Genomic DNA, 21,968 nt, shown 5'->3' on the forward strand with positions numbered 1-21,968 from the left:
TCATTGACGAGACTTGGAGGAATTTTTATGAAAATTATTGAAGCTTTAGCCCTCGCAACACCTTATATTCATCTAGCATTAAAGCAAGAAGCCATTGTAGCTGTTGTTGAAAAGGAAAGTGAAACAGTCGTTAAATATTTAGCAGGTAAACGTGTAGATTCCGGCTACCATGATGGACAAAAAGTTAACGCTAATGACCAAAATGTTTTCATCGCCTTTAATGGACAAAATGCAGATGTGGTGATACCAGAGGATGTTTACGGTGTAGCAATCAATGCTTTTTCATTCCCCATTCGTGAAAATGGTCAAGTAGTAGGTGCATTAGCTTTTGGCTTACCAATAGATAATGAGCTCAAACTTGAAGATTATATGGCTACGATGGATAAAATCGTCAACAGTCTACAGGATAAAGTACATACCATCGCTTCTCATTCTGAGGAATTAGCGGCCACTAGTGAGGAAATTAATAAGCAGGCACAGCATGCCCTAGAGGACTCTGAAAAAACAAATGCCGTGACAGATTTAATTAAAAGTATATCTCGCCAAACTAATTTACTAGGTTTAAATGCATCCATCGAGGCTGCACGTGCTGGACAGCATGGGGCTGGCTTTAATATTGTGGCACAAGAAGTTCGAAAACTGTCCTTTGAGACATCTAGTGCTACCGAAAATATAGAATCATCATTACGAAATATCAATAGAAATCTTGATAATCTCAAGCAAAATATGGGACAAATCAATGATGCAACAAATGAGCAAGCACAGCTCGTACAGGATTTCAGCGAAATTATAGAAGAATTAACTTTACTTAGCCGAGAAATGAAAGGCTTTATGCACAATGCATTAAAATAAAAATGAGGTGAACAATAATGCAGATTACCATGAACCAAGATTTAGTTTTACGGATGATCACACCTGAGGATGCAGAGAAGGTTTTTGCATTAACGGATGCCTCGAGGGAATATCTGAAAGAATGGCTACCATGGCTGGATTTCACGAAAGAACTGGCGGATACAAAAGCCTATATTGATGGCTGTATTAAGGGGCATGAAGCGAACAGTAGCCTCTCCCTGGTCATTCTCTTTAAAAATGAAATTGTTGGCATTGCAGGCTTTAACGCGATTAACCCGAGCAATAAAATAGGCACTATTGGCTATTGGTTGAGCGAAGGAGCACAAGGGCATGGCATCATGACGAAAACGGTAAAAGCTTTATTAGAATATGCCTTTCAAACATTGAAGCTTCATAAGGTTGAAATTCGTGTTGCCGAAGCCAACCACAAAAGTCGCGCAATCCCAGAACGTCTTGGGTTCATGCAAGAAGGAACCATTCGAGCTGCAGAATGGCTCTACGATCATTATGTAAATCACGTTATTTATGGCATGCTTGTAAGTGAATGGCAGCAACAACAATAAAAAAACGACCTGATGATCTCATCAGGTCGTTTTTTGTTAGGATTGTTCTACCGCTTCTTTTGTTTCTACAGGTGCTTGCTTTTTTTCAAGTCCTAAAGCAATCTGCTCTAATTCTGGACGTAATGTGTGCTTCCCAGCATAGCTTTCGATCAGCTCTTTTACATCAAGACCAGAAGTTTCCTTTAATGTTTCTTGAAGTGTAGACATTAAATTGGTTGCATAAGACGTCACCTTATTTGCTCCGCTACCTTCTCCACCACCAGTATCGACCACTGTAATCTTATCGATATTGCCAAGTGGGCTTGCAAGCTCTTTTGCATACTCTGGCATCATGCGCACAACCATATCCAGCACAGCTGCTTGACCATAGTATTCAAAGGCTTCGGCAATCTTACGTTTAGCTTCAGCTTCTGCCAGACCGCGTAAACGAATGATATCTGCCTCCGTTTCCCCTTGTGCTCGCTCTGCATCTGCTTTGGCAAGACCATCCAAACGAATTTTCTCTGCCTCTGCTTTTGCTAATGATTCAATACGATATTTCTCAGCATCAGCCTGTGCAAGCTCGCGCATCTTTTCAGCTGCGGCATTTTGCTCCACTGCATAGCGGTCTGCATCTGCTTTCTTTTTAACCTCAGAATCATATTGCTTTTCTCTACGCAAAATCTCTTTTTCTTCTAATTCAATTTGCTTTTGACGCTCGATAATGCGAATTTGCATTTCTTGCTCTGTTACTTCCTGCTTGGCACGAGCAGTTTCAAGCTCATACGCTTGGTCAGCACGGGCTTTCGCAATATCCTGCTCACGTCGGAACTCAGCTACTTTTAACTGATTTTCTTTTTCTGCTTCTGCAATTTCCGTCGCACGCTCAAGTTCTGCCTTTTGTGCTTCCTTAGACGCTTCTGCACGTTTAATACGTGTTTCTTTTTCTGCATCTGCTGTCGCAATATCAGCATCTCGCTTTACCTGTGCGATTCTCGGTTTCCCTAGTGAGTCTAAGTAGCCATTTTTATCTCGTACATCCTTGATCGTGAAGGATACAATGACAAGACCCATCTTTGCTAAATCTTGTGAAGCAACACGTTGAACTTCCTGTGAGAATTTATCGCGGTTTTTGTAGATTTCTTCAACCGTCATAGACCCTAAAATGGAACGTAAATGACCTTCTAATACTTCACGTGCTTCCCCTTCGCGCTCCGCTTTTTGCTTTCCTAAAAACTGCTCTGCTGCTGTCGCAATTTCTGAAATGGAACCGCCAATTTTAATAATGGCTGTACCATCTGCCATAACAGGAACACCTTGCTCTGTATATACCTCAGGCGTTGTCACTTCTAGTTTACTAGAAAGTAAGCTTAACGGCTGTGCTTGTTGGAAAATAGGGAATACAAATGTACCGCCCCCACGTATGATTTTAATGCGATTTCCCGACTCATCCTTATGTACATTTTTAGAGCCGAGATAGCTACCTGTCACAATCAGTGCTTCATCAGGACCCGCCGTACGATACTTTGTCACATATAAGCCGACTAGGGCAATTAATACAAATGCTACAATTCCTAAAACAATTAAGATATCGGTTGACATAGACATATCTCTCCTTTAAACAAATTTTTTCTCATACGTTCTAACAAAAAGTGTTCCGTCCTTCACATCCACAACAAGAACCGTTTCATCATAGTCAATGGCTTCATTATCATAGCCCGTTGCCCGTTTTGAAATCATGCCACTTGTCGTTTCGATAACAACCTCGCCAAAACCATCTACTGGAATTGGCACAATAACTCTTCCTAATTGCCCGCCTAGCGATTCCTCTGTGTAAGCTAAAGAAACATCAGCGGAGCGTAGCGGAACGAGAACAAATAAATAAAAGATGGAACTTAAAATAGCACCGATGATACATGCAGCAATAATGTTCCAAACGCTAGAGAACCAGGCTAGTTTTTCTAAAATAAAACCTGCTGCTGACATCAACGTAATGAAAGATAGAATGACACTCGGATTAAAAATGGGTAGTCCTTCCCCAATACCTTCGACTGCATCACCAAAAAACATAACCAATACTGTGGCAAGGCCAGCGAAAATCAAAACCACCAAAAAGATCTGCTCGAGTGAATAGCCAAATAGCGTCAAGTTGCTCACCCCTTTTCATCATATTACCTACTATACGGATGTACCTCAGGAAAAGTTTCAAAATTTTTCAAACTCTTCTTTAAAGTATTATTTTTTGCTTTCATTAGAACCATGTTACAATAGAAAAGTATTCTGACAACTAAGGAGAAACGGCATGAAGCTTTCGACAATCTTAAATTTTGTAATTCTAGTATTTTTCACGTTATTATTCGTTAATGATTTCTTCCCTGATACAGCTATTGCTGCGATGCTGACTAAAAAAATAATATTGCTTATATTAGTTGTGCTTGTCATCATTCAGCTAGCCTTCGACAAGGGTAGATATAAAAGATTATCCAAAAAGGCTTATATTGGATTAACATTGTATACAGTTGGATTATGGATTGTTTTAACATTACTTGGCGGTCAATCACAAATTGGCCTATCGTTCACAAGTCCTCTATTCTATATCATTGTTGTGCTTCTTGGATTGGATTTAATCCGCCTTTCACGCCAAACTAAGCGGGATCAAACAGAGGAGAAAGCGAAGTAAAGCACAGCTATCCACCACTTTCGCACTGTTAACCGTCACTTTTGTCCTTCTATCCGACAACAACATAAAAAGCATGTCTCCGATTTTGACAGAGACATGCTTTTTTTATGATTCTAATACATTTAAAATGGCATCCAGTTCATGGACAGCTAGATCTAAGCGTTCCTTCGCTTCGATATTTTGCTGTTTTAAGTGACTAAACTCTAGTAAATTTTTCTCATGCTTTAGCTTAATAGAAGATAAACGTTCGATTCGAGCTTCTACTTTTTCTATTGCTTGCTCACAGACTGTTGTCCAGAGCTTTTCTGATTGTTGCATTTCCGTAGTAGATGGGTTGTGTTGACGCATAATTCGCGCGTAAACCATTTCAATTTGTTCAATTAGCTCCGAATAAAAATGGCGCTCCACGCGTGTTGTTTGGAATGTTGGATGCTCTACCTCTTTGGCATATGGCGTTATTTGACGAAGTAGCTTGCCAGCATTTTCTCCAAAAGCATGGGATAAATTCAAGACATTCATTAATTGCAATAATAAGCGTATTTCTTCTAGATTAATAAGTTGTGAATCAATGCTTTCCTTTAACTTTAATGACTCCATATAGCGTCGATCAAAATGTTCAATTTCACCGTTGCGCTGCTCTACTAAATGGACACTTGCATTGTCTTTCAAGCTTTTAATATAGCGAATGGCATGGCTTTTTAGCTCCTCTTTTGACAGCAAGTTATCATTGTCTTGTTGTGGTTTTCCTCGTTGAACATACGCAAATGCATCCATTTTTTTGGGCCATTGTGCTGCTGGGGTTTCATCTAAGACATTATAGCGTATATAAATTCCGTGCATTTCATATCCTCCAAGTCCATTAAACAAGTATCTCTAAAGACAATAAATCGAATACGGCATTTTTTCAAGTAAAAAACTTTTAATAATTGAAAATCCTTCTTTTTAACAATAAAACAAAAATCCCGAATAGTCGATACTATTCAGGATTTTACTAGTTTTCATTTATTCCTACTTATCCTTTAACACCTATCCACCTGCTCCAACGAAGCCATGTATAATTGCATCTCGCAAATTCATATCAAAGCGATAGATGACAATGGATAAACAATGCTGTTAACTGAGACCTGAGGAATTTGATGTCGTAATGAGCAGCTATCATGCTACAGGAGCAGGAAATAATTTTTTGCTCATTATATTTTAAAGCATCCCTTCATCAAAGCAACTTGTACTCAAAATTGGCAAGTACAGTTCTAAAAAATCTTGGTGATCTTTTATGTGTAGCTAGTTAAGCCTGTTGGCGGATATCTTGAATACTCTTTCCTTCAGTAAACGCATGAATCGATGCAATGGAGCCCACCGATTTAAAATTTGCCTTCTCATAGACTTTGGCAACCTGTTCACTAATTGGTAATATCCAAAGATCATCCAATCCCAGCTTGACTGATTGCTGTTGGATATGTTGCAGCATATAGCCGATTAAACCACGACCACGATAGCTTTCAGTTGTTGCAACACTTTCAATCCTACCTTGATTTTCTGACACAAAAATAGTTGCTGAGCAGCACGCCACCCCATCTAGTCTTAATAGATAATACGTAAAATGTGACGAATGATAGGTTTGCTCAAATGCCTTTTTTATTAATGAAGGCTCCCCAAATGCAGAAATGCTCATTTCTACTGCTAATGCTTCCTCCCTATTTGCATCCGTTACACGCTCAATTTGAATGGCAGGATTAGGTGGAAGTATCGCATATTCACCGTCCCAATACTGAATTTCATTGACAAAATGCTCATATTGAAAGCCATGCGTCTCTAATGCCTCTATACATAGCTGATTTTCTTCCAGATTATATAAATAAATCCGCGGAATCAGGGACTTTGATTGGTAGAAATCTTTGATGTCTTGTAAAAATAAATCAGGTTGTTCAATCTTTCTCCAAATCTGTGCATGATTTGCATCATAATAGGTTGGGATAGCCTTGTTATAAAATAAGATCCCCTCCTTACAAACCTCCACTTCACTGAAACTCTTCAAATACTCTATATCAAGCTGCATAGTGCGTTCTAAATTAAACATACTCTGTGCCCCCTTCTAACCATCTTTCATATAAATTTTCTAATTGAAGTTCAAGCTTCTGCCGTTGTTCTTTAGCAAGCGATGGTTGTTGTAGTTTTATCTCTAATTTTTCAATTTGTTGTTCAATCGGTAATTCTTTTTTAGCTGGCTGCGTTTTATTTACTGGTTGTTTTTCAACCATTTTCATTGCAAGTTCCTGTCGTTTTTCTCTAGCCCACTTATAATCTCCCTCAAAAACTTGAATAGTCTTGTTTTCAATCCACGCAGTTTTGGTAAAAATTTTCTGTAAGAAATAGCGGTCATGTGACACCCCAATAATCGTGCCTTCAAAGGATTCCAGTGTCTCTTCCAATACTTCTCTTGCTTCAATATCTAAATGATTCGTTGGCTCATCTAAGATTAAGACATTGATATCCTCATGCATTAATTGTGCTAAACGAAGACGCATTTTTTCTCCACCACTTAAGTCCTTCACTTTTTTAAAGACATCATAGCCATAGAACAAAAATCGTGCGAGTATATGGCGCGCTTCCGCCTCTGACACGGCAACACGTTCACGAAAGGCATCGATTAATCGAATAGCAGGATTTGGATGTTCAAATTGCTGGGAAAGGTAGCCAAATTTCACATTGCTTCCTATCTGACACACTCCCTGATTAGGAATGATTTCCCCTAACATCATTTTTAATAATGTTGATTTTCCACTACCATTGCTCCCAACAATCGCTAATCTTTCGCCAAAATAAATAGCTAGATTACTGTCCTTCAATAAAGGCTTATCAAAGCCATGATCAATGGCTTGCAATAGCACAACCTCTTTACCACTACGTTCAGCCATCGTTAACGCTAAATTCATTTTCTTTTTAGTGAGGGGCTTCTTTACTCTCTCGATACGTGCTAATGCTTTTTCCATACTCTTAGCACGTCGATGCATCGATGCGTTTGGTGGATTCGCCTCATTTGCCCACTGCTTTAATCGTTTAATTGTTTCTTGCATCTTTTTAATTTTCTTTTGCTGCTCTTCATAATTTGCAAACTGTTGCTCAATTTTTGCTTCTTTTTGTGCGATAAAAGCATCATAATGGCCGTTATACGTAAAAGCCTCCCCATCCTCAATTTCAATAATCTTCTGGGCTACTTGGTTCATGAATTGACGATCATGGGATACGACAATGACAATTCCCTCAAAGTTTCGCACATAATGTTCAAGCCACTCAATGGCTTGCATATCCAGATGGTTCGTTGGTTCATCCAATAACAAAATAGAGGGCTTTTTCAATAAAATTTGTCCAAGCATAACCTTTGTTTTTTCCCCACCACTTAAACTACTAAATGGCTGCTCTAGCATATCTGAAATACCTAGTCCATTTGCTATCATTGCTAGCTGCGCATCTACTTCATAGCCCCCTAATAGCATAAATTGCTCCTGCAATTGCCCATATTGCAGTAATATTTTATCCGTGACCGTCGACTGCATCTCTTGCTCAAGTGCTGTCATTTTTGCCTTTATTGCATAAATATCCGCAAATGCTTCCTCCAGCACTTCTTTCACAGCATGCAGTGGATAATGTGGAATCTGATGTAAATAGCCAATCGTCGCTTCTTTACTTTTAATTATTCGTCCCTTGTCAGGTATCTCTATCCCTGCAAGCAGTTGTAATAAAGTCGTTTTACCACTGCCATTTACACCAACAATCGCCACGTGTTCGCCACTATTTACCTCTAGCTGTAAGTTCTCGAATAATATATTGCCACCCATAATTTTTTGGATTTGTTCAGCTTTCATTTGCATCGTTTTTTCCTCCAATGAAACGTGCGAAAACATCTTTAGAACACAAAAAAGACTGCTCATTAACAAGCAGTCCTCTTCTCAATTAAATGTGTGAAAAAGAATGGTTAATTCGCTACGTTTGTTATTTGATTTTGCTTAAAAATGGACAGACCTATCCCGTTGTTCGCAAAATCGAAAGTAATCACACGTGCAAAATACATAGCCGTATCCACTTTTACACATGTTTTCGTAGCGTTTTTATTCATTCCTTCTCACCTCCGTTCATAGTAGTTATGGCTATCATAACATTATTCGGATTATTTGGAAAGGGAAAATTTAACGTTCATTTATCATTTTTCAAAAGTTCTATTTGATCGAAATTTGCACAAAGAAAAACATGAGAGGTTGATTCATAGTCCCCTCATGTTTTCACTTTTTTCACAAATATTTTTACCACAGGCACAAGGAAAATCGAGACAACTAGTACACGAAAAAGCTGAAAGGCCGTGACAATCGTGACATTTGCATGGACCGAAGCGGCAATAATCCCCATTTGATCAAGACCACCAGGAACAATACTTAAAAAGCTTGTCCTAAAATCAAGGCTGTACAACGCTGCCATCACAAATGTTAAACCATAGGCTGCCCCAATAAAAATGCCCGCTGAAACAAACGCATAAAAGATATGCTTTTTCGATAAATGTAAATCCTCTTTTTTCAACAATAATCCGATATAAATTCCTAGCATGAGTTGGGCAATATGCAGAAGTGATAATGGTAATTTTGGTACTTCTATCCCTGCCATATTAACGCCCATTAGTAAAAACACTGGGCCTAGCATATAGCCTGTTGGAATTTTCAGCTTTTGTGCTAGCCACCCTGCGCCACCACATACCACAAGTATGCCAACAAGGTTCCATGTATATGTGCCATCAATCATAGAACTATTGCCCCCTGCTCCTGCTACCATTAAAGGAACAAAGCCAACGATTAAAAGAACGCGGAGGATTTGAAAGAATGTGATGACTACCATATCCATCTCTTGTTGCTCTTCCGCAAATGCCACAACCTGCGACATGCCCCCAGGAACACAACACGTTAAGGCAGTCGCAAAATCCAAATCTGTACGCTTAGCAACAAGGAAACTTACCGCAAAAAATAACAAAATAAATATGATATTTAACACGACCATGCTTCCTAAAAAAAGCTTGATGTCCTGTACAGCTTCTGGTGTAAAGGCATAGCCGATAGAATAACCCGCTACGACTAAACCAAAATTGCGGAGAGAATAATGCCATTTTAATTGGACATTGGTGGATAGCTGCACGATGAGCACCGCTGTAATCGCTCCTAACAGCCAAGGCATCGGTATATGGAAAAATTGAAAAACTACAGCACCTATTAAACCAATGCATAATGTGATGAACATATGCTTATCAAAAACAAACATGGTAGCAACCCCTTCAACTCGATAAGCCTATTATGACCTTTATAAACCGCTTTTTCTACTGGACCGTCTTTTGAGCTGTTTGCTATCGCTGAAAAAGAACCTGTTATCCAACAAATAAAACCTCTTATCGAACAATTTATCCTTGCTAAAATTTTCTATGCTACATTAGTAATACCTGATTCAGCGTTTTTAAAGGAGGCCTCCTATGAAAATTCATTTAACCATCAATCATGAGCTCGAGGAAACTGAGGTTCATATTCATGCCAAGGAATATAATGAGCAAATTGAAAGATTGATGAGACAGCTTCAAGCGTCCCAAACTACGATGCTAGATGGGTATGACCAACAAGAAATTCATCTCTTAAAAATTTCCGATATTTATTCCATTTACGCAGAGGATGCCAAAGTATTTTTACAGACAGATGAGCAAGAGTTTGAGTCCAAGCGAAAATTATATGAGCTTGAGGCTCAGCTAGCCAAAGATTTTGTGCGTGTGAGTAAGTCTACACTCGTCAATATCCATAAAATATCCTCTATTCAAATGGGCAAAATCGGCACTACACAGCTATTACTTGAAAATGACGTAGCCATTCATGTCAGCCGAAAATATTTAAAAGAATTAAAGAGACACTTAGGTATAGGGAGGGATTCATAGCATGAAGTATTTACGTATGATGATTATCGGTCTACTCATTTCCCTTAGCTCTTCTTATGTCTTAGTGACACTTAGCCTCCTATCAAATAATGCGGTGGCGTCAGGAACAGAATTATTGGAGCAAATTGTGATCGCGGCCATTCTTGGTATTGCCATCGGTTTGCTATCCGTCATTTTTGATATGGAGCAATTGCCTTTTACAGTTCAGCTTCTTCTACACTTAGTAGCGGTGACAGCATGTGTATTAACAGCAGGCTATTTTGGTAGTTGGTTTGATTCAGGTGTATGGTATGTACTTATTGCGGAAGCCATTATTTACTTGATTGTTTGGTGTATTCTATATGTTTTTCAATTAAATGATATTGAAAAAATCAATAAAGAAATTCAAAAGAGAAGGGATTAAACACTTATGACGTTTGCAATAAAAGTTGAAAATTTATGTAAACAATATGGAAAACAGCAAGCTGTCAAAGGTATTTCTTTTACAGTCGAACAAGGCACCCTATTCGCTTTTTTAGGTGAAAACGGTGCAGGTAAATCTACAACGATTGAAATACTTTGTACTTTACTAAAAAAATCGAGTGGTCAAGTAACTATTAATGGTTTCACACTCGACGCAAGCAATGATAACGCGGATATCCGTAAATCTATTGGTGTCGTTTTCCAGCAAAGTCTATTAGATGAGCGCTTAACTGTACGTGAAAATATCCTCCATCGAGGGAAAACATATGGTTTATCGAAAACACAGCTTACCGATAACTATCAATTTGTTTCCACCTATTTGCATTTAGAGGATATTGAAAAGAAAAAATATGGAACATTATCAGGTGGACAAAAAAGGCGAGCAGATATTGCTCGGGCACTGATTCATCGTCCAAGTATTTTATTTCTGGATGAACCTACAACGGGTTTAGATCCACAAACACGTCAATTTGTTTGGCAGGCAATTAAGCAGCTTCAACTGGAAACCAATATGACTGTTTTTTTAACGACCCATTATATGGAGGAAGCGGCAGTCGCTCACCAAGTCACTGTCATAAAGCAAGGAAACATTGTCGCACAGGGATCGCCCGATGCACTAAAAACAAAATATGCCTATGATTCAATGGCTCTCGTTTTTCAAAATGCACAGGAGGGGGTAAAGTTTCTTGAGGAAAATGCGATCTCCTACACAGAGAAACAAGGGATATACACCATCCGTTTATCTTCTACCTTACAAGCACTCCCCCTTTTAAAAAAAGCTGAACCACTTATCGCCTCCTTTGAAGTCATTAAAGGATCAATGGACGATGTCTTTCTTCATATTATGGCAGAGGAGGAGGTTGCATAGTGGAAGCATTAATTAGTTTAGTTCTGCGTAATAACAAAATATTTAGACGGGATAAAACACAGGTGTTCTTCTCCCTACTGTCAGTCATTATTGTCATTGTGCTGTACGCTGTTTTCCTCCAAAAAATGCAGGTAGATGCCATTGAACAACTAACAGAAGCTACACCTGGATTGATCACCATGGTCAATGAATGGCTAGTAGCAGGCTTACTCTCCATGATTGCTGTTTCGACTACTCTTGGTGCCTATGGTATCGCTGTTAAAGACCAAGAATCCAAGGTACAAGCCGACTTTTTAACAGCTCCCCTTTCTCGTGCAACCATTCAGTTGAGCTATGTGCTCAATGCATTTATTATCGGCTGTATTTTTTCCTTAATCGCGCTCATTGGCTGTGAAATCTTTATTGTCACAACGGGAGGTAAGCTTCTAAGTTTCGGAGATTTTGTTCTTGTATTGAGCATATTGTTTTTATCTGTCTTGCTTGCGAGTGTTTTTAATTTATTTCTTTCGTTATTTGTGTCGACCCAAAATGCTTTCTCAACACTCGGCACAATTGTTGGTACATTGCTTGGATTTTTATGTGGTGTTTATGTACCTCTTGGAGCTTTACCAAGCTTTGCACAACATGTAATCATGTACTTCCCAATTAGCCATACAACACTATTATTACGCAATGCATTTATGGAGAGCTCTATTGCAAATGTTTTTGATGGTGTGCCCGTTTCTTATGTGGAAGATTATAAAATGAATTATGGCATTGTTTATGAACTAAATGGATATATACTTAGCTCCACAACAAGTCTAATTGTGATTGCCTGCACAATTGTAGCTCTTTCTCTAGCATCTCTGATCTTATTTAAGAGAAAATATAACTAAATATGAGCCAACCATTTTACACATCGTTTAGAATACGATGTGTTTTTTATTGCATTAAAACAAACAATTTGTTATTTTAAATATTAAATAGCAAACAAATTTAAAATTCGTTTGTTTTATCAAGGAGGGGTTGCAATGGATGTAAATGAATTATTTTGGCAAGCTCCTATCGATGATCTGAAAAAGGGATATATCGATCAAGCGGTACACTTCACCTGCCTACTATGCGGTGAAAAAGTAGAAAAAGGCATTATTTATCCTCAAGAGGGCTTATTATATGAAGCAGAGAAAATGATGCAACACCATATTACATTGGCTCACCATTCTGTTTTTCATTATTTAAACGGTCTCAATAAAAAAATGACAGGCTTAACAGAACATCAAAGTCATATTTTACGCTTATTTTATGAGGGAAAATCAGATCAGGAGATAAAAGAAGAATTAGAGATTGGCAGCGCCACAACGATTCGCCATCACCGTTTTGCTTTAAAAGAAAAGGAACGCCAAGCCAAAACATTGATGGTGATGATGGAGTTACTAAAAGAACAAGATCAGAAGGAGGAACCATTTGTGCCTATTCATAAAACAGCTACTATGGTCGACGATCGCTATAACGTAACCCTCACGGAAGAACAGCAATTATTAGAGAAGCTATTCCCAAACGGTGTTGGCAAGGAACTGGTACGCTTTCCAAAGCGCGAAAAACAGAAAATTGTAGTACTGCGTGCCATTGCAAATCTTTTTGACGAGGAAAAGCATTATACTGAAAAAGAATTAAATGAAGTGATTAAACCGATGTATGAAGACTATGTTCATATACGTCGTTACTTAATTGAATACGGTTTTCTTGACCGGAAAGCAGATGGCAGTGCCTATTGGGTAAAAAAATAAGAAAGTAGGTTACTAATAATGGATCATAAAAAAGAGTTAAAAGAAATGTATAAAGAGATGCAAATTGAAGCGGGCGTTTTTACAATGACCAATACACAAACAGGCAAAGTTTTTGTGGGGAGCTTTAATAATTTAAAGCGTTTAAATGGCTTTCAATTTATGCTAAAAACCAATACACATACGAACAAGGAGCTTCAGGCAGATTACAATTTATATGGTCAAGAAGCTTTTGAGGTGGAAATCGTTGAATATTTAAAGAAAAAAGAAGAAGGCTATTTCGATGAAAAAAAAGAACTTGAAAAGCTGGAGCAAAAATGGCTTGAGACACTAAAGCCTTATGGTGAGCGTGGTTATAATTAGCCATTAGCGCATTTGCCAAAAAGGTAAATGCGCTATTCATTACTTGTTTGATGCATTGCCAATCAATTGAATTTCCTGCTGTGCTTTCTTCGTTAGTTTATTGAAAACAAGCTCATAGGAATGTTGGATAAGATTCTCTACCAAATCCATCGGGACATCCTCAGCATCCATATAAATGGAATTCCAATGGGTTTTATTCATATAGTAACCAGGTATAATGCTTGCATAGGCTTCTCGTAATTCTTCCGCTCGAGAAGGCTCACATTTCAATGTAAGAACAGGCTTACCTGTTCTATTTCCTCCAAGCATGGCATACATTTTTCCGCCGATATGATAGCGATCTGCTTGCCAGTCCTCTTGATAGTCATACGTTGTTCCATGAAGCTGTCTACAGTAAGCATGAATTATTTCTTTTTCCATCTTTACGTTCCCCTTCCTCAAATAAAAACACACGTTCGATTATGGTAAGTATAACCTAAAACGTGTGTAGAGAATAGCTTTATTTAGTTGTACCACGATCAAACATCCCGATTACTTCCGTCGTCTGTAAAATATTCACAAACGACTTTGGATCAGTTTCCTTAATCGTGCTTTTCACATCAGCTAGTTGGTAACGCGTAATAACAGTAATTAATACTTTCCGACCCTCGCCTGAATACGCTCCCTTTGCATCGATAATCGTTACCCCTCGATGTAGCTTTTCTAATAGCTGCTGTTTGACCTCGTCCCCTTTACTCGTAATAATCATCAGCGTTAATTTAATATGGCTCGTATGAATTGTATCCACTACTTTTCCAGTTGCATAAATGGACACAAGGGTTAACAACGCCGCATCCCAGCTAAAGACAAAGCCAGAAGCAGCCACTACGATTCCATTCATAGCGGCAATTAACGTACCGAGCGGAAAATCACGTTTCCGACTAAGTAGCATAGCAATAATATCAAAGCCCCCTGAGGAGCCAGCTGCTCGGAAAATCATGCCCATTGCAAACCCTACAATAACACCGCCAAATAAGGACGCGAGGATCGGCTCTTGTGTCGCTTTGTGTATGGGCATAATATATAAACTCACTGACAACACAGCCACAGAAAGAATGGTGTAGCTAATAAATCGCTTGCCCAGCTTCATCACACCTAAAATCAGTAAAGGCAGGTTAAGCAGTAAATTTAACACGCCTGTATTCAAAGGGGTAATAATCCCAAGCATGATGGCAATACCACTCAACCCACCACTCAAAATTTCATGGGGAATCAATAAATAATTATAGGCAAAGGCCACTAAAATGGAAGAAAGTGTAATTATAATCACATTTCGCATAATGCTATCCCCTATCAATCAACGACCAAATTTTGATACATCTTTGTCATAGACTACCCATTTTACTCTCCTAAAAAACCTATCCTCTTACTTTTTCTTCTGTTCTTCCTTTAAAGGCATATTTTGTTTATATTCCCCAGTATCCGCAACTTTATAGATTCGCTCAAGCATCGGTGGATGTGTATAACGGAACCACTTCACTAAGAGTGGCGGATTCACTTCACTTAAGCCTGAAATCGTTAGCTTTTGAAATGCTGTTACAGCCGCTTCTCGATCATTCATAAGGTTAATCGCATATTGATCGGCTCTTGTTTCCTGATATCTCGATATAAAATTGGATACTGGATTGGAAGCAAATAGTAAAATAGAAGTAATGAGTAAAAATAATGGATAGGAACGAATACTACTGATTTTATTAATTTTTAAAACCTGTCCATATCGTAAAATCAAGCGACGCATAATTTTCGCTGTTAGCCATAGCCCTATTAACATGAAGAATAAATAGCCTGCAATGCCAAAATAAATATGCTTTTCTACATAATGTCCCATTTCATGTGCCATGATAAATAAAATTTCATTGTCCGTTAGTCTATTTAATGTAGTATCCCATAGCACAATTCTCGAATTGCTCCCAATTCCTGTCACATAAGCATTTAAGGCATTGGTCTTTTCTGCCATGTTGACCTCATAAACATGCTCTGCTGGAATATTCGCCTGTGTAGCAAGTGTAAGTATCTTTGTTTCCAGCTCTTTATTTTTTAGTGGATAAAAATCATTGTATAAAGGATCAATGACAACAGGCTGAATGAACATCACAAAGATTGTAAAAGGGATAGTTAAAAGCCAAGCATAGAGCCACCATCTTTTTTCGCTCTTTTTAATGAGCCAATAAATCACTGTAACAATAATCAAGCTAGTGCCAAAATTCACCCAAAAATCAATGACACCATCCTTCATCCAAGATGCAAATGCTTGTGTACTAATGCCATAGCTTTTGCTAAGATGATAGCGATAATAATCAAGCGGGAATAGCACAATATACAGCAATAAAGATAATAAAAATAAGTAACCTGCATTTTGCAACAGCTTCCACTTCGTTTGGGAGGTCGTCACTTTTTCGAAATAACGAGATATGCCCAATAGTAAAATCAAGAAGTAGATCAGCCATTCTAAAGGTGTGGCTACAAAGAATACAAAGTTCCGTATTTTTGAATATTCACCACTTAAAAAAAGCTCCTTGCCAGACATAAACATCACGGGATCTGCCGCCGTTCCTTGTAAGGCACTTGGTATTTTACCACCACCGCTGTGGAATATATACCAGTACATACAAAGCACGTAAACACCGAAAAGTAATAGTGTAACAATGCCCATTTTTTTCGCTATGTTATTTCCCCCTCATATCACCCAAAGTTCGTCCTATAGTAAGTGTAAGCGAAATTATCAAAGTTAGAACAAACATGACCTACTTTTTTAATCTCTCTGTTGCCAAAGAAAAATTTCGCCTCATTTCTATATGAGGCGAAATCATTGTCTTCCTATTCATTTATCCATAACAAATGCCGTTTTACCTCGTTGATCCGCGCTTAAATAGCCAGTGGATAATAGTTGCTCATACCATTGCTTTTCTATAGTAGCTACTTGAGCCGCATCATCTACCTTCGTAGAAAGTTCAACCATAATGTCTCCTTTGTACTGCCATACCTCTATATCCGCTTCATGTCCTAAAAAGCTTCCTTTATAGGTCATAGTATTAGCAGGCCCATATACAACAACTTGAGACAACGTATTTTTATACCATGCTTCGGAATTCCAATTTACAATTTTCTTTGGCGCATTTTCAAGAATGAGTTTTTTCGCAACATTTGTAGCAACTGAATCATAAGAGACCTCAGCAGAAGTCTTCAAGGATTCCTTCCGGCTAATCGTAAATGTACGATGGTCTCCCTTAATATCTAGCTCAAACTTATAATTTGACTCAGAACCAGTAAAACCATGATTCATTGTTTCTGCTATTGCTTCACTTAAGGGTGTGTTTAAAAAACGCTTTTTGTAGGTTATATCCATTTTATTACTACCCTTATATACACGTAAGCGATGTATATAATCCTTATGGAGAAACGATTGGCCAAGCGTATCATAAAAATAAACTTTTACATCATCCTTTTTAGTTGCTTGAAAAACCTGGAAAATAGTTGATTCCTTAAAAATCTCAGGTTTAATATTGAATTTAATTTCATGGCCTGGCTCAATGGCTGCTTGCGCTTGTGTTGTATTCACACTTATCATACTAATCAACATCAAGCCCAAGACATACAGATAAAATGCCCATTTTTTTAGTTTAGTCACGCTTTAATTCCTCCTTCGGAAATGTTGTTGTTAATTTTGTATGTGTACTGTGAAAATAGATCGTTTGTCGTGCACGAAGTCTCTGCGACAGTGCCACTATATCCCAATAGTCTGGATGTGTTTTATAGAAGAACTCCTCAGAGATATGCTTTAAGCTAGCTAGGTTGTAAGCATGACGAGAATAGCCTGTATGAACAAAAATTGCCGTCGGATCATCCTTTGCAAGCTCCTCCACTTGAGCTACATCCTGCTCTGAGACAAAATACAGTACATGGTCACTGTCCTGTTTTTGCTTGAGTCGTTCTAAAAGCATCACTTTATTTGGCCAAATATTTTCATGTTCTTCATCATAATGCCCCAATAAAGGTTGTAGCTTGGCATCTACCCTAATCGCTCGAGTTGTATGTTCGGAAAGATACGTCATAATATCGACTGTTTTGCCCGAAAAAGAGGAGGGGAATATAAATGAATGATTGGGATGAGCCTTTACATACATAGCCATTTGCTCTAACACCTCAAGATTTCGAATGCATTTTTCCGCATGTCCACTATCAATAAACGCTACATCATAAACCGTTCCATCCTCCTCTGGCAAGGTCGCCTTTAATAAATACGAATCGACTACATAATCACCAGAGAAAAAAATCATTTCCTCAAAGAAACGAATTTTGTACCACACGCTTCCAATTAAATGCCCGCTATATCCCCATTGAAAGGCAAGATATTCATTGACCTCTATCCATTTTCCAATCGTATCTGGATAGAAAGTTCGGACTTGTGGGATAAGCAGTGGAAGCTGCTGAGCCGTTGTATGACTCATTAGTATCGGTCCCGTATAGCCCATGTTCTGTAGTATTGGCAATGCCCCTACATGATCAATATGCGAATGAGAAATAAAGACAGCAGCTAGCTTTTCAATATGATTAAATGTAATATTTGGTGGCGTTTTTTGTGTATTTTTCATAATACCACAATCCAATAAAATGGCCTGCCTCTGATTTTCTATATAAAAACAATTGCGCCCATATTCGCCTACACCACCTAAAATTTCAACACTAAGCATTGGCCTGCCCTCCTCGTTTTTGCAGCCAACCCAATAGGAACATAAAAATAACAGTCATAAGGACGGTTATAACAGCTACTGCCATTCCAACCCCTACATTACCTTGCTCAAATTGGCTATAGATAAAGGTTGCCCCTGTCTCTACGGATGGTGGCAAAATTAAAAGGCCAGCTACAAGCTCTCGCATTGAAATAATAAAAGTCATCATCATTCCTGTTAAAATACCCTGCATCAAAAGTGGTAGGATAATGCGACGATAAACCGCAATGTTACTACGACCAAAAATAGCAGCTGATTGAAAAATAGAGGCATCCAATTGTGAAAAAGAAGACTTTATATACTGCACCGAATAAGGTAAAAACAGTACACAGTATGTGACTATTACCATTGCCTTTGTGTTATAAATTGTTGCGGGAAGCCAAGGAGCATTCCAAAACATAATTAAACCTACAACAAAGACAATTCCCGGAATAATATTAGGCATTAAACTAAAGAAGTCTAATATTTGCTGCTTTCTGGTTTCTCCTTTTTTAATATAAAGAGCGATGAATAAACCTATTATGGCGGTTATCAAGGCCGTCATGATAGAAAAAACGATGCTATTTAAGAATGCTGTCAATCCTGCACTTCCACTAGTGAAGACCTCTTGATAAGAAGCCAAACTGAAATTCCCAGCCTGTAAACCATCTCCCCGTACCTTTTGCAAAGAGGTCACGATAATAGAGAAATAGGGAATACCGATCGATAATAATAGGACAAGCCCTACAAAAGTCCACGAAGCTGTTCTTATATACCACTTGTCCTTGATCTCACGTCTAGCAGGTGTTTTTCCTGATAGCACACCATATGTATATTTGCGTCCAATGAGATTTTGGAAATACCAAATGACTAAGCAAACTGACAATAAGAATAAGGATAGCGAGGTTGCCATGCGAATATCAACTGGCCATCTTGATAAATAGGCATGAATTTCGGTTGTAAACACTTGAAACCCAATCCGACTGCCGAATGTAGCTGGCGTTCCAAATTCAGCAAGCGTCTTAATAAAAATAAGGAGACTTCCCAAAACATAGCTTGAAAGTAAAAGAGGTAACACAACCTTTAGCCAATTTTGCAAAGAATTTCGCCCAAAAATCAGCGCTGCATCTAAAAATGAGCCATTTATGCGAAGCAATGTATTTTTCAGCATTAAATACAAAAATGGAAACAGGTGTAGACTCATGATCACTACCATGCCAAATAAGGAAAAGAAGGAATCTGTCATCCAAGCAGCACTTGGAATAAGCTGCTGTAAAAAACCATTGTGCTGCATAAACAAAATCCAGCCCATTGAACCAATATAGGGAGGTGTCATAAATGGAATCGTTAACACTATATCGAGCCATTCATATTGATATAAACTTGTTTTCGTGCGAATGAAAGCCATAGGTAATGCGATAATTGTTGTCCCAATAATCACGAAAATCCCTAAAACCATCGAATTTCCAAGCGTTTTCCATATCCTATCGTGTGCAAACAATCGACTAAACTGTGATATATCAACATGTCCCTCTTTTATAAAGGTATAAAATAAAATGGCCATCAACGGAGCGATAGCAAATATGATGACAATTGTCAGTAAAAATCCAAAAGCTCGTCTTCCTTCCATTATCATGACGATGTCAACCCTTCTCTCTGAAAACTAGAAGGAGGTATATCAACCTCCCTTTATTTAACGAAATAAATCCGTAAACTTTGTTAGTACTTCCAGCTGTTTCGCTTCCGCACCCATCCAATCAACTGTTAACTGTGGAATCTCATCTAAAGCTGCACGATTTTTCACAGCAATATCTTTATTCCCTGGTAATAAGTAAGCATCTGCTACTAGCTTTTGCCCTTCATCTGACAATAAAAAATCAATATAGGCTTGTGCAGATTCTACATGTTGTGCATCCTTTAAAATACCTACTGCTCTTGGACTAACCACTGTCCCACTCGTCGGATAGATAATTTCCACTGGCTCACCGTCTGCTTTTGCTTTATAAGCCATATAATCTACACCTGCAATCGTGGCATTTTTCTCGCCTGTAATAACCGCATCCAAGGCTTCTTTATTCGCACCATTGACTTGTAAGCCATTTTTCTTCCAACTATCAATTGTGCTCCAAGCTGTTTTTTCTGCTGCTGTGTAGCCATATAAGAAATCAACAGCAGAGCCTGACAAACTTGGATCGGGAATATTAATTTTATTTTGCCAATCAGCTGTTGCTAAATCAGACCAATCCGTAGGCGCCTGTGTCGTATTCTTCGTATTATAGGCAATCCCTAAAGCAGAGGCACTGTAGCCATAAAAATATCCATCTTGATCCGACCAATCACTGTTGATTCTTTCCTTATTTTTAGCAGCTTCGTAGCTTTGCAATTGATCTGTTGCTTTTAACCCATCCATTGAGGCAACAGAGGCAAGTACAACAATGTCAGCTACAGGATTATTTTTTTCCGCTTCTAAACGAGAGAGAATTTTACCCGTAGTTCCTTGAAACATTTCCACTTTAATCCCTGTTTTTTCTTCAAATGCTTGTTGAATATTTGCAGCTAAACCATCTGGCCCAGCAGAATACACTGTCAGAACTTTCTCCTCCTGTGTCTTTGCACTTGCTTCATTCGTCTCTTTTGCCTCTTTATTACCACAGCCAGCTAATGCTAAGGCCAATAAAATGCCAGCAGTTGCCCATAATTTAAAATGTCGTTTCTTCAATGTAAACCCTCCAATTGATAGATTTGTTTTTCATCAATAAAAACTTGCAATCTTTTTCCATGCTCTAATGGCTGCTTCTCATAAAAGCTCCAATACTGTCCTTCTACCTGTGCTTGTACTAAATAACGATCGCCAACAAATGTACTTTTCACAATCTGCGCTTGTTTGGCAATCGTCCCAGGACGCGATATTCTCGAAACACCCTCAGGTCGCACAATTGATTGTCGATTGTGAAGCCAATTCACTTTGCCAATAAAATCTGCCACATAGGGCGTTGCTGGTGCACGATAAATTTCCTCAGGCGAGCCAATTTGAGCAATTCTTCCTGCCTCCATAACGATAATTTGATCAGACATTGTCATGGCCTCTGTTTGATCATGTGTTACGAAAATGGCTTGGCAATTAAGCTCATGAATGAGGTGCATGATTTCATCTTGCATTTGCTCTCTTAGAACAGCATCAAGAGCAGATAAAGGCTCATCAAATAAAATTAATTGCGGTTTGGTCGCTAAAGCTCTAGCTAATGCCACTCGCTGCTGTTGTCCACCCGATAATTCACCTGGCTTTCGTTGCTCATAGCCTTGCATTTTTACCAATCGCATCACATGCTCGACTCGTTCAGGAATAGCTGATTTAGGAATAATGCCCTTTAAGCCAAAGGCAATATTTTGGAAGATGGTCATATGTGGCCATAGAGCAAAATCTTGAAAAACCATGGCAATATTACGCTTATTTGGTTTGACATTTTTACGAGACACCGAAGAATAAATGACGGTGTCATCAAATCGTATTTCTCCTTTTGATGGCTGTTCAAGGCCAGCTATCAACTTTAATAAGGTTGTTTTGCCACAGCCTGATTGTCCGAGAATCGTAATAAATTGCTGATCTAACTCCACATCAATCGGCCACAATGCTTGAGACTGCCCATATTTTTTCTCGATATTTTTTAATGAGATTTTCATAAGTATCCTCCTCGTTACTTACAACTATAAATTCCAGATATTTAGAAAATATTAAT

At 38.4% G+C, this 21,968-nt stretch carries 24 protein-coding genes; 9 read left to right on the forward strand and 15 right to left on the reverse strand.

What is annotated here, in order from left to right; all coding sequences use genetic code 11:
• Positions 1 to 27 precede the first annotated feature (27 nt).
• A complete protein-coding gene (locus tag JIN86_RS06255) occupies positions 28 to 852 on the forward strand; it encodes a methyl-accepting chemotaxis protein (RefSeq protein ID WP_004232551.1) in 825 nt (274 codons plus the stop codon).
• A gap of 17 nt (positions 853 to 869) precedes the next feature.
• Positions 870 to 1,415 (forward strand): GNAT family N-acetyltransferase, encoded by a 546-nt coding sequence (locus JIN86_RS06260; RefSeq protein WP_202341480.1) that lies wholly within the window; start codon positions 870 to 872, stop codon positions 1,413 to 1,415.
• A 36-nt stretch (positions 1,416 to 1,451) separates the two neighbouring features.
• Here JIN86_RS06260 and JIN86_RS06265 read toward each other — a convergent pair whose 3' ends face one another.
• Both JIN86_RS06265 and JIN86_RS06270 read right to left on the reverse strand, forming a co-directional pair.
• Positions 1,452 to 2,996 carry a flotillin lipid rafts scaffold protein FloT gene (locus JIN86_RS06265; RefSeq protein ID WP_202341481.1) on the reverse strand — a complete coding sequence of 515 codons (1,545 nt, stop codon included), beginning with the start codon at positions 2,994 to 2,996 and terminating at the stop codon, positions 1,452 to 1,454.
• A gap of 15 nt (positions 2,997 to 3,011) precedes the next feature.
• Positions 3,012 to 3,542 carry an NfeD family membrane protein gene (locus JIN86_RS06270; protein WP_004232545.1) on the reverse strand — a complete coding sequence of 177 codons (531 nt, stop codon included), beginning with the start codon at positions 3,540 to 3,542 and terminating at the stop codon, positions 3,012 to 3,014.
• Between the two features lie 154 nt (positions 3,543 to 3,696).
• On the opposite strand from JIN86_RS06270, the gene JIN86_RS06275 reads away from it, so the two are divergent.
• Positions 3,697 to 4,074: a hypothetical protein gene (locus JIN86_RS06275; RefSeq protein WP_004232543.1), complete on the forward strand. Its 378-nt coding sequence runs from the start codon at positions 3,697 to 3,699 to the stop codon at positions 4,072 to 4,074.
• Between the two features lie 105 nt (positions 4,075 to 4,179).
• Here the strand turns inward: JIN86_RS06275 and JIN86_RS06280 are convergent, their stop codons facing one another.
• From JIN86_RS06280 to JIN86_RS06300, 5 genes are all read right to left on the reverse strand, one after another.
• Positions 4,180 to 4,914, reverse strand: coding sequence for a hypothetical protein (locus JIN86_RS06280; protein WP_004232542.1), 735 nt, complete (start codon positions 4,912 to 4,914; stop codon positions 4,180 to 4,182).
• A gap of 445 nt (positions 4,915 to 5,359) precedes the next feature.
• Positions 5,360 to 6,151: a GNAT family N-acetyltransferase gene (locus JIN86_RS06285; RefSeq protein WP_202341482.1), complete on the reverse strand. Its 792-nt coding sequence runs from the start codon at positions 6,149 to 6,151 to the stop codon at positions 5,360 to 5,362.
• Positions 6,144 to 7,943: a ribosomal protection-like ABC-F family protein gene (gene abc-f, locus JIN86_RS06290; RefSeq protein WP_202341483.1), complete on the reverse strand. Its 1,800-nt coding sequence runs from the start codon at positions 7,941 to 7,943 to the stop codon at positions 6,144 to 6,146. Before abc-f ends, JIN86_RS06285 begins: the two co-directional genes overlap by 8 nt.
• Before the next feature lie 104 nt (positions 7,944 to 8,047).
• Complete coding sequence (locus JIN86_RS06295; RefSeq protein WP_004232534.1) at positions 8,048 to 8,188, reverse strand: RAxF-45 family protein; 141 nt, start codon at positions 8,186 to 8,188, stop codon at positions 8,048 to 8,050.
• Positions 8,189 to 8,343: 155 nt separating this feature from the next.
• Positions 8,344 to 9,372 (reverse strand): AbrB family transcriptional regulator, encoded by a 1,029-nt coding sequence (locus JIN86_RS06300; RefSeq protein WP_202341484.1) that lies wholly within the window; start codon positions 9,370 to 9,372, stop codon positions 8,344 to 8,346.
• Between the two features lie 205 nt (positions 9,373 to 9,577).
• Between JIN86_RS06300 and JIN86_RS06305 the strand changes: the two genes are divergently transcribed.
• The 6 genes from JIN86_RS06305 to JIN86_RS06330 all read left to right on the forward strand — a co-directional run bounded on the left by JIN86_RS06305 (position 9,578) and on the right by JIN86_RS06330 (position 13,483).
• A complete protein-coding gene (locus JIN86_RS06305; RefSeq protein WP_048389715.1) occupies positions 9,578 to 10,027 on the forward strand; it encodes a LytTR family DNA-binding domain-containing protein in 450 nt (149 codons plus the stop codon).
• A gap of 1 nt (position 10,028) precedes the next feature.
• A complete protein-coding gene (locus JIN86_RS06310) occupies positions 10,029 to 10,430 on the forward strand; it encodes a DUF3021 domain-containing protein (protein WP_009370791.1) in 402 nt (133 codons plus the stop codon).
• 6 nt (positions 10,431 to 10,436) lie between these two features.
• A complete protein-coding gene (locus JIN86_RS06315; protein WP_004232524.1) occupies positions 10,437 to 11,357 on the forward strand; it encodes an ABC transporter ATP-binding protein in 921 nt (306 codons plus the stop codon).
• Complete coding sequence (locus JIN86_RS06320; RefSeq protein ID WP_202341485.1) at positions 11,357 to 12,232, forward strand: ABC transporter permease; 876 nt, start codon at positions 11,357 to 11,359, stop codon at positions 12,230 to 12,232. Before JIN86_RS06315 ends, JIN86_RS06320 begins: the two co-directional genes overlap by 1 nt.
• A gap of 135 nt (positions 12,233 to 12,367) precedes the next feature.
• The gene (locus JIN86_RS06325; RefSeq protein WP_004232522.1) at positions 12,368 to 13,123 is read left to right on the forward strand and encodes a DUF2087 domain-containing protein; all 756 of its coding nucleotides are present in this window, start codon (positions 12,368 to 12,370) and stop codon (positions 13,121 to 13,123) included.
• A gap of 18 nt (positions 13,124 to 13,141) precedes the next feature.
• A complete protein-coding gene (locus JIN86_RS06330) occupies positions 13,142 to 13,483 on the forward strand; it encodes a GIY-YIG nuclease family protein (RefSeq protein ID WP_202341486.1) in 342 nt (113 codons plus the stop codon).
• A 39-nt stretch (positions 13,484 to 13,522) separates the two neighbouring features.
• Here JIN86_RS06330 and JIN86_RS06335 read toward each other — a convergent pair whose 3' ends face one another.
• The 8 genes from JIN86_RS06335 to JIN86_RS06370 all read right to left on the reverse strand — a co-directional run bounded on the left by JIN86_RS06335 (position 13,523) and on the right by JIN86_RS06370 (position 21,912).
• Positions 13,523 to 13,903 (reverse strand): MmcQ/YjbR family DNA-binding protein, encoded by a 381-nt coding sequence (locus tag JIN86_RS06335; RefSeq protein WP_202341487.1) that lies wholly within the window; start codon positions 13,901 to 13,903, stop codon positions 13,523 to 13,525.
• Between the two features lie 79 nt (positions 13,904 to 13,982).
• Positions 13,983 to 14,801, reverse strand: coding sequence for a YitT family protein (locus tag JIN86_RS06340; protein ID WP_009370788.1), 819 nt, complete (start codon positions 14,799 to 14,801; stop codon positions 13,983 to 13,985).
• An 87-nt stretch (positions 14,802 to 14,888) separates the two neighbouring features.
• Positions 14,889 to 16,187: a M48 family metallopeptidase gene (locus JIN86_RS06345; protein ID WP_036218926.1), complete on the reverse strand. Its 1,299-nt coding sequence runs from the start codon at positions 16,185 to 16,187 to the stop codon at positions 14,889 to 14,891.
• A gap of 156 nt (positions 16,188 to 16,343) precedes the next feature.
• On the reverse strand, positions 16,344 to 17,150 hold the full coding sequence (locus JIN86_RS06350; RefSeq protein ID WP_009370786.1) for a hypothetical protein: 807 nt from the start codon (positions 17,148 to 17,150) through the stop codon (positions 16,344 to 16,346).
• Positions 17,143 to 18,213: an MBL fold metallo-hydrolase gene (locus JIN86_RS06355; protein WP_009370785.1), complete on the reverse strand. Its 1,071-nt coding sequence runs from the start codon at positions 18,211 to 18,213 to the stop codon at positions 17,143 to 17,145. Before JIN86_RS06355 ends, JIN86_RS06350 begins: the two co-directional genes overlap by 8 nt.
• Positions 18,206 to 19,867 (reverse strand): ABC transporter permease, encoded by a 1,662-nt coding sequence (locus JIN86_RS06360; protein WP_202341488.1) that lies wholly within the window; start codon positions 19,865 to 19,867, stop codon positions 18,206 to 18,208. The genes JIN86_RS06355 and JIN86_RS06360 overlap by 8 nt, the downstream gene beginning before the upstream one ends.
• A gap of 57 nt (positions 19,868 to 19,924) precedes the next feature.
• Complete coding sequence (locus JIN86_RS06365) at positions 19,925 to 20,950, reverse strand: ABC transporter substrate-binding protein (protein ID WP_004232499.1); 1,026 nt, start codon at positions 20,948 to 20,950, stop codon at positions 19,925 to 19,927.
• Positions 20,947 to 21,912 (reverse strand): ABC transporter ATP-binding protein, encoded by a 966-nt coding sequence (locus tag JIN86_RS06370; protein ID WP_009370782.1) that lies wholly within the window; start codon positions 21,910 to 21,912, stop codon positions 20,947 to 20,949. The genes JIN86_RS06365 and JIN86_RS06370 overlap by 4 nt, the downstream gene beginning before the upstream one ends.
• Positions 21,913 to 21,968 lie beyond the last annotated feature (56 nt).

It is taken from the genome of Lysinibacillus sp. HST-98 (assembly GCF_016757845.1).
Taxonomy (GTDB): Bacteria; Bacillota; Bacilli; order Bacillales_A; family Planococcaceae; genus Lysinibacillus; species Lysinibacillus capsici.